The organism is Pseudomonas sp. 02C 26, from assembly GCF_002843585.1.
GTDB classification, from domain to species: domain Bacteria; phylum Pseudomonadota; class Gammaproteobacteria; order Pseudomonadales; family Pseudomonadaceae; genus Aquipseudomonas; species Aquipseudomonas shirazensis.
Genome location: NZ_CP025262.1, coordinates 3,523,278 through 3,536,269 on the forward strand (window position 1 = coordinate 3,523,278; position 12,992 = coordinate 3,536,269).

Below are 12,992 nucleotides of genomic sequence, written 5' to 3' on the forward strand. Positions count from 1 at the left end.
GCCGGCTTGGGGCGGGTTCAACCACGGCTGTCACAGGCCGCTGCCTGCTTCAGATGAGGGACAAAGTTGCACGGGCGATGACGCGCGTCGAGCTGTTCGGCAAGAATGCCGTCCCAGCCGGTGCGCACGGCATTGGTCGAGCCCGGCAGGCAGCACACCAGCGTGCCATTGGCCAGACCAGCCAAGGCCCGGGACTGGACGGTCGAGGTGCCGATGTCGGCAAGCGATATCTGCCGGAACAATTCGCCAAAGCCATCGACCTGTTTATCGAGAAGGCAGGCGACCGCCTCGGGCGTGCTGTCACGGCCGGTGAAACCGGTACCGCCGGTGATCAGCACCACCTGCACCTGGTCGTCGGCAATCCAAGTCGCAACCTGAGCGCGAATCTTGTACAGGTCATCCTTGAGCAGCACCCGCGCGGCCAATTGGTGACCAGCCTCGGTGAGACGGTCGACGAACACCTGGCCAGAGGTGTCGGTTTCGAAAGTGCGGGTATCGCTGACCGTGAGCACGGCAATGTTCAGCGGCACGAACGGGGTATCTGCCTTGGCTTTCATGGGGGCTCCAGCGCAGGGAAGGAAGAAGATGGCGCCTGTTATATCACAGCCCGCACAGCGCCGAACGCGAGGCTTGTTCTCGGTCAATGTCAGCCTGCTGTGACTATGCTGCACTGGCTGAGGAACTTGCGCGGACACACCGCGTCATAAAACCATCAAGCACCATCGACAGGAGAAACACGATGATTCGACGGACCCTTCCCGCCTTTATTCTTGCACTTGGCCTCGGCGCCCTCGCCGGCTGTGCTTCGCCAACCGTGATCACCTTGAACGACGGCCGCGAAATTCAGGCGGTAGATACTCCAAGCTATGACGACGATTCCGGCTTCTATGAAATCGAGCAGCTTGACGGCAAGCGTACCCGCATCAATAAAGATCAGGTTCGTACTGTCAAAGAGCTCTGATCTGCGCTAATGCTAAATCGCTGGGGCCGCTACACGACCCTTTCGTGACACAAGGCCGCTCCTACAGAGACCGCGCATTCAGGTAATACGCGGTCGGCGTAGGAGCGGCCTTGTGTCGTGAAAGGGCTGCGTAGCGGCCCCGGCAATTCTGAGTCAAACAAAGTTCACACCCCCAGCCGCGCCGTCACCTGCCCCAACTGCCCGGACAATCCATGCAAACGCTGCCCAGCCTGCTCGGTATGTTCCACGGCCCGTTGATTGGCGGTCGCGATGCGGGTGATTTCGATCAAGTTGCGCGAGATGTCCTCGGCCACGCTGGTCTGTTCCTCGGCTGCCGTTGCAATCTGCCGATTCATATCACGAATCGCCTCGACCGCCTGGGTAATCCGCTGCAGCATCTGCCCCGCATGCTGGACTTGTTCGGCGCCCTCCTCGCTGCGCCGCTGGCCGCTCTCGATCGCCTTGACCGCCTCCACCGCTCCTGATTGCACCGCGTCGATGATCTGATTGATCTCGGCAATCGAAGCCGCCGTGCGCTGGGCCAGGCTGCGTACTTCATCGGCGACCACGGCAAATCCGCGCCCGGCCTCTCCGGCACGCGCCGCTTCAATCGCGGCATTGAGTGCCAGCAGGTTGGTCTGTTCGGCGATCCCGCGGATGACTTCAAGCACTTTGCCAATGCGCGTGCTGTCGTGCTCCAGGTCGCGAATCACTGCAGCGGTGCCGGCAATCTCGCGGTTGACCCCGGCAATGGTGTCGATGGTTGCCTGCATCACCTGCTCGCCCGCCTGCGCACTGTGATCGGCATCGTCGGCAGCGTGGGCGGCCTGGGCAGCATGGCGCGCGACCTCCTGCGCAGTCGCCGACATTTCATGCATGGCCGTGGCCACCTGATCGGTGCGCTGGAACTGATCCTGGGTGCCCCGCGCCATATCGCCGGCAAGGTTGCGCAACTGGCCACTGGCGCCTTCCAGTTCTTCGGCGTTGTCCTTGAGCCGGCCGATGGTCTCGGCAAGAAAATCACGCAAGGTATTTGCCGCACGCGCCAGGCGCCCGAGCTCATCTTTACGGCGATCATCAACGCGGGCGGCGAAACGTCCTTGGCTGAGCTGGGCCACATAGTCGATCAACTGGCGGATTGGCTCGATCAGGCTGCGGTTGACCAGCCACAGGCTGAGCAACCCCACCAATATGGCTGAGCCGAGCATGACCAGCAGACCGATCCACACGGTACGCTGGGCGCTGTCATTGATGATCGCCGCACGCTCGCGGGCCTCACTGCGCAGTTGCTCGACCAGCGCGCTCATCTGCTCACTGGCGGCGCGGTCGACACCCTTGACCGCCGCATCGCCTGCCACCGGGTCGCCGCCGGCGGCCAGAAACGCCTCACGCCCCTTGCTGTAGGCCTGGCCCAACTGGCGATGGCTGTCGCGCAGCTGGCGCAGTGGCGCCGTCAGCTCGCCATCGCTGTCTGCCAGCAACTGCGCCAGCAGGCTCTGCACCTGCTGCTCGCGGCTCTGAAACTGTTGCCAGTACTTGTCCAGCTCGGCCGGTTGGCGGCCGCGCAGCAGCACGTTCTTCCACTCCTGCACCTGGATCTTGAATTGCAAATTGGCCTCGTCGATCAACTGTGACGCGCGCAATGGGCCATCGACCAGCTCGGCATAGCTGCGCACGCTGGACGACAGGAACTGGAAGCAAACCAGCGCGATCAGCAGCATGGCGATCAGGCTGCCGCCCAGCAGAGAGAGAATTTGCACGCGAAGGGATGTACGCAACATGCGGGTCTCGAGAACAAGGAGAGAAGAAAACGGCGCTGCAGGCAGCACCACGACAGACATCCATGTCCTCGTTCGCAGGGCAAAAAAAAGCTGCCATCAGTCGATAGCAGCCAGGTCGAGCACTTACGCTGAGGCAGATAGTCTCAGGCCATTGCTACAGAAATGTGACAGATCAGCGACGTGCCTCCAATTTCAGCTCGAGGTGAACTGCAACTGCGCCAACCGCGCATACAGTGGGCTTTCTTCGATCAACTGGCGATGACTGCCCACCGCCACAATCTGGCCCTTGTCGATCACCGCGATGCGGTCAGCATGCTGCACGGTGGCCAAGCGGTGCGCGATCACCAGGGTGGTACGGCCCGCCATCAGCGCGGGCAGCGCCTGCTGGATCAGGTGCTCGCTCTGGGCGTCGAGGGCACTGGTGGCTTCGTCGAGCAACAGGATCGGCGCATCCACCAGCAGCGCCCGGGCAATCGCCAGGCGCTGGCGTTGCCCACCGGACAAGCCGACCCCGCCTTCCCCAAGCAAGGTCTGATAACCCTGCGGCAGCTGCTGGATAAACTCCTCGGCATGCGCCCCGCGGGCCGCGGCCTGCACCTCGGCGAAGCTGGCATCGGGGCGGCCATAGCGAATATTGGCCTCAACCGAGCCGCGAAACAGCGCAGGGTTCTGCGCCACCATCGCGAACTGGCTACGCAACAACAGTGGGTCGAGACTGGTCAATGCCTGGCCATCGAGGAGGATGCTGCCTTGTTGCGGGTCATAGAAACGCAGCAACAGGTCAAACAACGTCGACTTGCCGGCGCCGGACGGACCAACCAGCGCCAAGGTCTGGCCCGGTTCGATCAGCAAGCTAAGGCCATCGAGCGCCGCCACGGTCGGCCGCGACGGGTAGGCAAAGCGCACCTCGCGCAGCTCGATGCGACCGCTGGCGCGCGCGTTGGCCAAGCCCGCGCTCAGCGCCGGCGGCAGGATCTTACTCTGCGCTGCCAGCAACTCGGCGATCCGCTCTGCCGCCCCAGCCGCGCGTTGCAGCTCGCCGATCACCTCGCTGAGGGTGCCAAACGCGCTGCCGACGATCAGGCTGTAGAACACGAATGCGGCCAGCTCGCCACCGGAGATACGCCCGGCGATCACGTCCATGCCGCCCACCCAGAGCATTACCCCGACAGCGCCGAGCACCAGCACGATGACCAGCGTGATCAGCCAGGCCCGCTGGGCAATCCGCTGCCGCGCCACATCAAAGGCCGCCTCGACCGTGTCGGCAAACCGTTCACGGTCGAGGTTTTGGTGGTTGTAAGCCTGCACGGTCTTGATCTGGCCGAGGGTCTCTGCGACATAGCTGCCGACATCGGCGACCCGGTCCTGGCTCTGCCGCGACAGGCTACGCACCCGTCGGCCAAACAACAGGATCGGCGCCAGCACCAGCGGCAGTGCCAGCACGACGATGCTGGTGAGCTTGGGGTTGGTGATGAACAGCAACACCACGCCGCCAATCACCATCAAGGCGTTGCGCAGGAACATCGACAACGACGAGCCGATCACCGATTGCAACAAGGTGGTGTCAGCGGTCAGCCGCGACTGGATTTCCGAACTGCGGTTGTCCTCGAAAAAGCCCGGATGCAGGCCGACCAGGTGGTCGAACACGGCGCGGCGGATATCGGCCACGCAGCGCTCGCCGATCCACGACACGAGGTAGAAGCGACTGAACGTGCCGATCGCCAGTGCCAGCACCAGCAACATGAACAAGCCGAGGGTCTGGTTGAGCTGGTGCGCAGAACCGGTCATGAAGCCTTGATCGACCAGCAGGCGAATGCCCTGGCCCATCGACAACGTGATCGCAGCGGTGACGACCAGCGCGAGCAGTGCCAGTACCGCCTGCTTGCGGTAGGGACGCAGAAACCGCCAGCTAAGGCGCAAGGCGCGGCGCTGACGTGAGGAGACAGGTTCGGTCATGACTCAGATCATTCAGGCGAAGAAGCAGCAAGCCTACCATCCATCTGCACAGGCTGAACTTTGCAGCGGTTGTCAGGATCGCAGAAAAGGACATGCCATTGGCCAGCACAGCAGAGCACAGTAGCAATAGCTTATGGTTCTAAAGTGCTGGTGGAGCTTTGCCGAGCTTTCTGTTGGACTAGAGCAGTCGTGGCGGCACAGACAATGTCATACGCCAGTCACGACCAGTGGATAGGCTTGGTTTGAACCTGATGAGGAGACAGCACATGCAGCAGCACAGTGAAACGCACGCCAACCAGCAAGCGCAACCGCAGCCGATTTGCGGCTCGATCATCGACGACCAGGGCCGCGAAGTGGCAATTACCCCTGAGATGATCAAACAAGCGTGTGAAGAGCTGGAAAAAAGCCGAGTGGCGCTTGCCGAGAAGAATTGATTGGATCACAGCAGCGTGGCGCTCAGTTAGCTAGTTGAGCGTTGCGCGGGCTGGATTGGGGCCGCCAGGCGGCCCCTGCTTTACTACACTACTGGCTAAACCAGAACCGCCCCCAGCGCATTGATCATCTGCGCCAACTGCGCCGACTCGCCGCGCACCTTCACTGCCAACCCTTCGATTTCCCTGCGCACGGGGTAATGCTTGCGCAGCAAGTCAAAGGTTGCTCGCTGTTCGATCGGATCCTCGCTCAAGCTACGGCGCATGTCGGCATCGTCGCGGCGCGGGTCGTAAACTGCTCGGCAGACCGTCGCCAAGGCCACGGCCGGATCACTGGCCGCATTCAGCTCTATCTGGACCAGGTCGCGTTCCGGCAGCAGATCGGCCAACTGCACAGGCGCCGGCACGCCGCGCCACTGGCAAAATGCCTGATAGATCTGTGCCGTACCGCGCTGCTTGCCGTCGAGGCTGTAACCGGCAATGTGCGGCGTCGCCAGCGTGCACAGGTCGGCCAGTTGCAGGTCAACCTGAGGTTCACCCTCCCACACATCCAGGACCGCGTTCAGATCGTCGCGCTGCAGCAGCAACTCACGCAGCGCCCGGTTATCCACCACCGGCCCGCGACTGGCGTTGATCAGCCACGCGCCCGGGCGCAACCGCGCCAGTTGCGGGGCGCCGAGCAAGTGCCAGGTGGGGTGTTCGCCGTCGCGCTGCAGCGGAGTGTGCAGGCTGATCACATCACACTGCTCGAGCACGCGATCGAGGCTGACGAAATCGCCGCCTTCCGCCGCCTGTCGCAGTGGGTCACACACCAGTACTTTCCAGCCCAGGCCATGCAGCACCCGCACCAGACGCTCACCAACCTGCCCGGCACCGACCACGCCATAGACCCGCTCGGCGAGGTTTTCACCCTCGAGTTCGGCCAGGGTCAGCAGGCTGCCCAACACATAGTCGACCACGCCACGGGCATTGCAGCCCGGGGCGCTGCTCCAGCGGATACCGGCCTCGGCGAAGTAGTCCAGATCCAGGTGATCGGTGCCGATGGTGCAGGTACCGACAAAGCCGACCTTGCTGCCTTGCAGCAGTTGCCGATTGACATCGGTTACCGAGCGCACCAGCAGCACGTCGGCATCTTGCACGCACTGAGCATCGATGCTGCGGCCAGGGTAGCGGCGGATCTCGCCGAATCCGGCAAAAAACGCGTCGAGCAGCGGGATGTTTTCGTCGGCAACTATCAGCATGGCGCTCTCCTGTCAGGGGCCCGCAGTGTAGGCCCTGCGCCGGGCGCGATCCAGCGCGGCTCAATCGGCCTTCTTGCGAATCCAATACAGATAAGTGCCAGCCTGTTCCTGCTGCTCAAGCAACTGATGGCCGAGGAAGGTGCAGAACTTGGGGATGTCACGCTGGGTCGACGGGTCGGTGGCGATGACCTTGAGCAGGCCGCCGGCAGCCAGTGCGCGCACCTGTTGATGCAGCATCATCACTGGCTCCGGGCAGTTCAGGCCGCTGGCGTCGAGGACGGCGTCGGGGGTGTAATCGGTCATGGGCTACTCCGTGAATGGCCGACCATTGTCGCTCAAGCCCGCCCCCAGAACCATCCTCGACGCCTTTTCGGCGAATTAGCCGCAGCTCCCCAGCGCAGCCTGCAAGGCCTCGGCAAAGCGCTGCGCGACCTCGTCGACCTGCTCGGCAGTGATGATCAGTGGCGGCAGGAAGCGCACCACTGCGCCATGCCGACCGCCGAGTTCGAGAATCAAACCGCGCTTGAGGCACTCGCGCTGCACCTTCGGCGCCAGCTCGCGGGCCACCGGCGGATGCCCGCGGGTGTCGAGTGGCCCATTCGGCTCGACCAGCTCGACGCCCAGCATCAGGCCACGCCCCCGGATATCGCCAAGCTGCGGGTAGCTGCGCTGCAACTGCTGCAGGTGGCCACGCAGGCGTTGGCCCATGGCCTCGGCGTGGTCTGCCAGGCGATGCTCGAGCAAATAGTCGATGACTGCCGAGCCCGCCGCCATGGCCATCTGATTACCACGGAAGGTGCCGGCATGGGCGCCCGGTTTCCACGTGTCGAGCCAGTCGCGATAGACCACCACGGCCAACGGCAGGCTGCCGCCAATCGCCTTGGACAGGGTCACCACGTCCGGCACGATGCCGGCATGTTCAAAGGCAAATATCCTGCCGGTGCGGGCAAAGCCGCTCTGGATCTCGTCGACGATCAACGCCACACCGGCCTGCTCGGTGATGCGCCGCACGCCCTGCAGCCATTCGATATCGGCGGGGATCACGCCGCCCTCGCCCTGTATCACTTCGAGGATCACCGCTGCCGGCAGCGGCACGCCGCCCTCCGGGTCAAGCAGCAGATTCTCCAGATAATGCAGGTTGGTGCGCACGCCTGCGGCACCGCCGAGGCCAAACGGGCAACGGTAGTCGTACGGATACGGCATGAACTGCACACCGTTGCCCAGCAACGCGCCCAGCGGTTGCTTGGGCCCGACGCTGCCCATCAAGCTCAGCGCCCCCTGCGACATGCCGTGGTAGGCACCCTGGAACGCCAGCACCGTGCTGCGACCGGTCGCCGTGCGCACCAGTTTCAGCGCAGCTTCCACCGCGTCGGTGCCGGTCGGGCCACAGAACTGGACCTTCGCCTCACGCCGCAAGGCTTCGGGCAGAATGGCAAACAGGTCCTGGACAAAGCGGTCCTTCACCGGTGTGGTCAGGTCGAGCGTATGCAGGGGCAGTTCATCGGCCAGCACACGCTGGATCGCCGCCACCACCACCGGGTGATTGTGGCCCAGCGCGAGGGTACCGGCCCCGGCCAGGCAGTCAATGAACTGCCGCCCTTCGACGTCCTCGACATAGATCCCGCGGGCGCGCTTGAGCGCCAGCGGAATCCGCCGCGGATAGCTGCGCGCATTGGACTCCTGCTGCTGCTGGCGCAGCAGCAACGGTGATTCGGCGAATTCATACAACGGCTGCGGCGTGGCAAGCGGCAGGATCTGGGCAAGGCTGGAAGCGGTCGACATTGAAGAGTCCCTTGCAAGCGAAAGGTGGCATCGCTTGAAATACGCTTCAGCCCGGCACGGATTTACAAACATTTTGCGTCTGGGCCAACCCAGGCCAAGGCGCCGCCGGCAAACTCAGTTGTCCGCCCGAGTCGGCACCTGCAGCCAAACCCGCAAACCATCGCTGCGGCTGTCAAAGCGCAGGCTGCCGGCACAGCGCTGGACAATCGCCTGCACAATCGCCAGGCCCAGTCCGCAACCGCCACTCTGGCTGTTGCGCCAGAAACGCTCGGTCATGTGCTGCAAATCGCCTGCGCTGATGCCCGGGCCATGGTCACGCACCAGGAACCCAGCCTGGCCGTCGGCCATCTGCACTTCCAGTTCCACGGCGGCATCACCGCCATGGCGCAGTGCGTTGTCGAGCAGGTTGCGCAACGCCGCCACCGCCAGCGGACCGGGCATGCTCAGGTAAACCTCGGTGGCGTCCTGCGGCAGGCGTACGGTGATCCGCCGACTGTCACCGGCGCCGACATCCTGCACGGCCTGGCGCACCACTTGCTCGGCAGTGCACTGCACCCCGTCGTCAAACGACAGGCTGCCCTCGACCCGCGCCAGCATCAGCAACTGCTCAAGAGTGCGGTGCATGCGGTCGGTGCCCTGCTCGGCGTGCTCGAGTGCCTGCTCGCGTACGGCGCCGTCGGTCATGCGTGCCACCTGCAGGTGCGTCTTGATCGCGGTCAGCGGGCTGCGCAGCTCATGGGCAGCGTCGTCGGTCAGGCGCCGCTCGCGCTCAAGGGTCTGGGCGATGCGCTGGAACAGCTGATTCTGGGTTTCCACCAACGGCTGCAGTTCACTCGGTATGCCACTGACCTGCAGCGGCTCGACGCTGTCGACACGACGCTTGCGCAACGCATCGCGGATCCGATTGATCGGCTCCAGCCCTTTGCCTAGACCGATCCACAACAAGCCCAGGCTGCCCAGCAAGGCCATCAGCACCGGTGCCGAAGCCGCCAGCAGGATCGATTGATTGAGCGCCTCGCGCTCTTGATGGCGGTCCGCCGTGGTGATGCGGATATCACCGCGGTGGTAGGTGAACGTGCGCCAGCTTGCACCGTCGATGGTTTGGTCACGAAAGCCGCTGTACTGGTCGTCCATGGTGCCTTCGTGCTTATGGTTGCTGGCGATGATCTCGCCGCGCAGCGAACTGACCTGGCAGGCCATGCCATCCGGCACGCTGAGCTGGTCAGCAGCAAAGCGAGTTTCTTCACCCTTGCCCGCCAGGGGCTGGGGCAACTGGTCGATCAGCCCGGCAACCATCCGCGCGGAGGCCACCAGGCGCTGGTCAAGGGAGAACATCATCTGCTGGCGCAGGTCGCGCAGCATCCAGGCCGCGGCAAGCGCCCAGATGACGATGAAGGCGCTGCCCAGAATAAGCGACAGGCGTACACGCAGGCTCATGGTGCGGGCACCTGCGCCGGGCCCAGCCGATAACCGAGGCCGCGCACGGTCTCGACAATGCCGTTGCCCAGCTTGCGCCGCAGGTGATGGATATGCACGTTGAGGGCATTGCTCTCGACTTCATCGCTGAAGCCGTAGACGCAGTCTTTGAGTTGTTCACTGGAGAGCACCCGCCCCTTGTTCTGCAGCAGCGCCTGCAGCAGCGCCTGTTCACGCCGGGACAAGTCAACAGGCTGGTCGCCCAGATAGGCTTCGCAGCTACTCGGGTCGTAGCGCAGCGGCCCGTGCTCGATCATGTTCACTGCGCGCCCGGCCATGCGCCGCAGCAAGGTGTGCAGCCGCGCCGCCAGCTCGCGCAGGTCGAACGGCTTGAGCAGGTAGTCGTCGGCGCCCGCCTCAAGGCCGGCGACGCGATCGGTGATCGCATCGCGGGCGGTCAGTACCAGCACCGGCAAGCTCTCGCCCTGCTGGCGCAGCCGCCGTAGCAACTTGAGGCCGTCTTCGTCAGGCAAGCCAAGATCGAGAATCATCACGTCGAACTGTGCCGCCTGCAGCAGCGCGCGGGCGGCCGAGGCACTGGCCACCCGATCCACGGTCAGGCCCTGGGCGGTAAGCCCGGCGCAGATGCCGCTGGCGATCAGGTCGTCGTCCTCGCAGAGCAGTACGTGCATGGTCAATCTCCAATAGGCGATGAGCTATTGCGCCATGGCCTGATTAAGTCAGGATTATGGACTGTGCGGCTGGATTAGTCGCCTGCGCCTGGCTGTAGGACGGCCCGTGTAGGACCGGGTTAACCCTCGGTTAATCAGGCCAATCCAGCATGGCCATTCTTCTGCACTGCCAAGGCCCAGACATGCGCGTTTTTCTGTTGCTGCTGACATTCTTCATGAGCGGGCCATTGCTGGCCAATCCATTCGAGGTCAAGCCTGACTTTCTCCCGGTGGAACAGGCGTTCATGCTCACCCATGAGCGCTTGCCGTCAGGCGAACTGCGCGTGCAGTTTCAAATCAAAGACGGCTATTACCTGTATCAGAAGCGGCTGAAATTCGACGGCCTGGATGCAACGCAGCACCCGCCGCTGCCAGCGGCACTCAACCATCACGATGAATTCTTCGGTGACAGTGCGGTGTACCGCAGCGAGCTTGAGCTGCTGATCCCGGCGACGGCCAGTGGCCAGCTGCGACTGGGCTGGCAGGGCTGTGCCGACGCCGGCCTGTGTTACCCGCCGCAAACCACCGTTATCGACCTTGGCGGCAGCACGCCTGCTACGAGCGCAGGCCAGGCGGATGACCAGGCGCTGGCAAGTGATCTGCAGCAGGGCCAGTTGGCCTGGGGCCTGCTGGCGTTCTTTGGCCTGGGGCTGCTGCTGGCCTTTACCCCCTGCTCGCTGCCCATGCTGCCGATCCTGGCCGGACTGGTGTTGGGCAACGGCGCCAGCGCTCGCCGCGGCTGGCTGCTGGCGGGCGTCTATGTACTGAGCATGGCTCTGGTCTACGCCGCACTGGGTGTGATCGCCGCACTGCTGGGCGCCAGCTTGCAAGCCTGGCTGCAGCAACCGTGGTTGCTCGGCAGCCTGGCGGGGCTGTTCATTTTGCTGGCGCTGCCAATGTTCGGCGCCTTCGAGCTGCAATTGCCTGTCGCCGTGCGCGACCGCCTCGACCGGGCCGGCCAGGGCACCCGCGGTGGCAACCTGTACGGTGCAGCCCTGCTCGGCGCGTTGTCCGGGCTGTTGATGGGCCCATGCATGACCGCGCCGCTGGCCGGTGCACTGCTGTATATCGCGCAGAGCGGCGATGTCGTGCAAGGCGCTCTGGTGTTGTTCAGCCTTGGCCTGGGGATGGGCGTGCCACTGCTATTGCTGGTCACCCTCGGTAACCGCTTCCTGCCGCGCCCCGGCGCCTGGATGAACCGGGTCAAGGGCCTGTTTGGCTTTGTCTTCCTGGCCATGGCCCTGTACACCCTCCGCGGCTTGCTGCCAGCGCCTCTACTGCTGGGTCTGGCCGGCAGCTGGCTGATTGCCCTGGCCTGGGCCGCCTGGCCCGCACTGCAGCGCTTGCCGGCGCTGCGCGTGCTGCCACTGCTCGGCGCGCTGTGGGGTAGCCTGCTGCTGGTGGGCGCCGCTGCTGGTGGCAGCGAGTTATGGCAGCCGCTGCATCCGTTTACCGCCGGTGCGCCAAGCTCAGCGGGTAAAACCGAAGACGCCTTCATCACCGTCAGCCAGCCGCAGGACCTGCAACGCGAACTGCAAGCCGCCAAGGCCCGTGGCCAGTGGGTGCTGGTCGACTACTATGCCGACTGGTGCGTGTCATGCAAGGTCATGGAGAAACAAGTCTTCGCTCGCGCTGATGTACAAGCCAGCCTGGCCGGTGTGCACCTGCTACGGCTGGATGTCACCGCTGACTCGCAAGCCAGTCGCGAGTTGCTGCAACACTACAAGGTACCGGGCCCACCCAGCCTGATCTGGATCGGCCCAGAGGGTGACGAACGCCGCCCCCGGCGCATCACCGGTGAAGTCGACGCGGCGACATTCTTGCAACACTGGGCACAGACAAGGAGCCAAGGCTGATGCTGAGCGTGACCCTCGGGCCATTGACCATGGCCCTGAACCATCTGCTGATGCTGGCGGCGCTGGCGATTGCCTGCGTGGTTGGCTGGGCCGTCGCCCGACGTGGTGGCCAGAGCCCGGAGTCGGCACTATTCAACCTGTTCTTGCTGGGGGTACTGGGTGCACGCGTGACCTTCGTGCTTGCCTACTGGCCGATGTACCGCGATGAGCTGCTGCAGATCATCGATATCCGCGATGGCGGCTTCTTGCTCTGGGGCGGCTTGCTGGCGATCGTGCTCGGCACCCTCTGGCAGGGCTGGCGCCAACCCGGCCTGCGCCGGCCGCTGGGCTGGGCGCTGGCCAGCGGCGGTGTGTTCTGGGTGCTGGCCAGCCTGGGCAGCCACCTGTACAGCAAGGGCACGGAGCTGCCGCAGCTGACCTTGCGCACCGCCAGTGGCCAGTCGATGGCGCTGCACGACTACCGCGGCAAGCCACTAGTGATCAATATCTGGGCGACCTGGTGCCCGCCTTGCCGGCGCGAGATGCCGGTGCTGCAACAGGCCCAGCACGAATACCCACACGTGACCTTCCTGTTCGTCAACCAAGGGGAAACCCCGGAAAACGTCAGCACCTTTCTTGCTACCACCGGCCTCAGCCTGACCCATGTGCTGTTCGACGGCGCTGGCCAACTGGCCCAACGGGTCGGTTCGATGGCCTTGCCCACCACCCTGTTCTACAGCGCCGACGGCAGGCTGGTCGGCAGCCACCTGGGCGAGCTGTCCCGGGCCAGCCTGAGCCACGCGCTGCAATCATTCGAGCGGGACGATGTGCCCGCCTCCGCTGCAAAAGGAAATTGAC

The 12,992-nt window shown here is 64.2% G+C and carries 12 protein-coding genes and 1 pseudogene; 4 read left to right on the plus strand and 9 right to left on the minus strand.

Annotation, left to right across the window (positions count from 1 at the left end; all coding sequences use genetic code 11):
* Positions 1-17: 17 nt before the first annotated feature.
* The gene (gene moaB, locus CXQ80_RS16100) at positions 18-557 is read right to left on the minus strand and encodes a molybdenum cofactor biosynthesis protein B (RefSeq protein WP_101321240.1); all 540 of its coding nucleotides are present in this window, start codon (positions 555-557) and stop codon (positions 18-20) included.
* Positions 558-739: 182 nt separating this feature from the next.
* Here moaB and CXQ80_RS16105 point away from each other — a divergent pair, with 182 nt between their 5' ends.
* The gene (locus CXQ80_RS16105; protein WP_101321242.1) at positions 740-961 is read left to right on the plus strand and encodes a YgdI/YgdR family lipoprotein; all 222 of its coding nucleotides are present in this window, start codon (positions 740-742) and stop codon (positions 959-961) included.
* Between the two features lie 164 nt (positions 962-1,125).
* Here CXQ80_RS16105 and CXQ80_RS25360 read toward each other — a convergent pair whose 3' ends face one another.
* The 3 genes and pseudogenes from CXQ80_RS25360 to CXQ80_RS16115 all read right to left on the minus strand — a co-directional run bounded on the left by CXQ80_RS25360 (position 1,126) and on the right by CXQ80_RS16115 (position 4,698).
* Positions 1,126-1,893 carry a methyl-accepting chemotaxis protein gene (locus CXQ80_RS25360; RefSeq protein ID WP_371918939.1) on the minus strand — a complete coding sequence of 256 codons (768 nt, stop codon included), beginning with the start codon at positions 1,891-1,893 and terminating at the stop codon, positions 1,126-1,128.
* A 165-nt stretch (positions 1,894-2,058) separates the two neighbouring features.
* Positions 2,059-2,802, minus strand: a pseudogene (locus CXQ80_RS25365) (methyl-accepting chemotaxis protein); the annotation flags it as partial.
* A 132-nt stretch (positions 2,803-2,934) separates the two neighbouring features.
* Entirely contained in the window at positions 2,935-4,698 is a 1,764-nt protein-coding gene (locus CXQ80_RS16115) for an ABC transporter transmembrane domain-containing protein (protein WP_101321247.1), read from the minus strand.
* 266 nt (positions 4,699-4,964) lie between these two features.
* Here CXQ80_RS16115 and CXQ80_RS24860 point away from each other — a divergent pair, with 266 nt between their 5' ends.
* Positions 4,965-5,132: a PA1571 family protein gene (locus CXQ80_RS24860; protein WP_178080784.1), complete on the plus strand. Its 168-nt coding sequence runs from the start codon at positions 4,965-4,967 to the stop codon at positions 5,130-5,132.
* A gap of 95 nt (positions 5,133-5,227) precedes the next feature.
* On the opposite strand, the gene pdxB is transcribed toward CXQ80_RS24860, so the two are convergent.
* The 5 genes from pdxB to CXQ80_RS16140 all read right to left on the minus strand — a co-directional run bounded on the left by pdxB (position 5,228) and on the right by CXQ80_RS16140 (position 10,260).
* Positions 5,228-6,370 (minus strand): 4-phosphoerythronate dehydrogenase PdxB, encoded by a 1,143-nt coding sequence (pdxB, locus tag CXQ80_RS16120; RefSeq protein ID WP_101321250.1) that lies wholly within the window; start codon positions 6,368-6,370, stop codon positions 5,228-5,230.
* Between the two features lie 60 nt (positions 6,371-6,430).
* The gene (gene tusA / locus CXQ80_RS16125) at positions 6,431-6,673 is read right to left on the minus strand and encodes a sulfurtransferase TusA (protein WP_101321253.1); all 243 of its coding nucleotides are present in this window, start codon (positions 6,671-6,673) and stop codon (positions 6,431-6,433) included.
* Positions 6,674-6,748: 75 nt separating this feature from the next.
* Entirely contained in the window at positions 6,749-8,152 is a 1,404-nt protein-coding gene (locus CXQ80_RS16130; RefSeq protein ID WP_101321255.1) for an aspartate aminotransferase family protein, read from the minus strand.
* A gap of 114 nt (positions 8,153-8,266) precedes the next feature.
* A complete protein-coding gene (locus tag CXQ80_RS16135) occupies positions 8,267-9,589 on the minus strand; it encodes an ATP-binding protein (RefSeq protein WP_101321257.1) in 1,323 nt (440 codons plus the stop codon).
* On the minus strand, positions 9,586-10,260 hold the full coding sequence (locus tag CXQ80_RS16140; RefSeq protein ID WP_101321259.1) for a response regulator transcription factor: 675 nt from the start codon (positions 10,258-10,260) through the stop codon (positions 9,586-9,588). The genes CXQ80_RS16135 and CXQ80_RS16140 overlap by 4 nt, the downstream gene beginning before the upstream one ends.
* 182 nt (positions 10,261-10,442) lie before the next feature.
* Here CXQ80_RS16140 and dsbD point away from each other — a divergent pair, with 182 nt between their 5' ends.
* On the plus strand, positions 10,443-12,155 hold the full coding sequence (gene dsbD, locus CXQ80_RS16145) for a protein-disulfide reductase DsbD (RefSeq protein WP_101323075.1): 1,713 nt from the start codon (positions 10,443-10,445) through the stop codon (positions 12,153-12,155).
* Positions 12,155-12,991, plus strand: coding sequence for a TlpA disulfide reductase family protein (locus CXQ80_RS16150; RefSeq protein ID WP_101321261.1), 837 nt, complete (start codon positions 12,155-12,157; stop codon positions 12,989-12,991). Before dsbD ends, CXQ80_RS16150 begins: the two co-directional genes overlap by 1 nt.
* Position 12,992 lies beyond the last annotated feature (1 nt).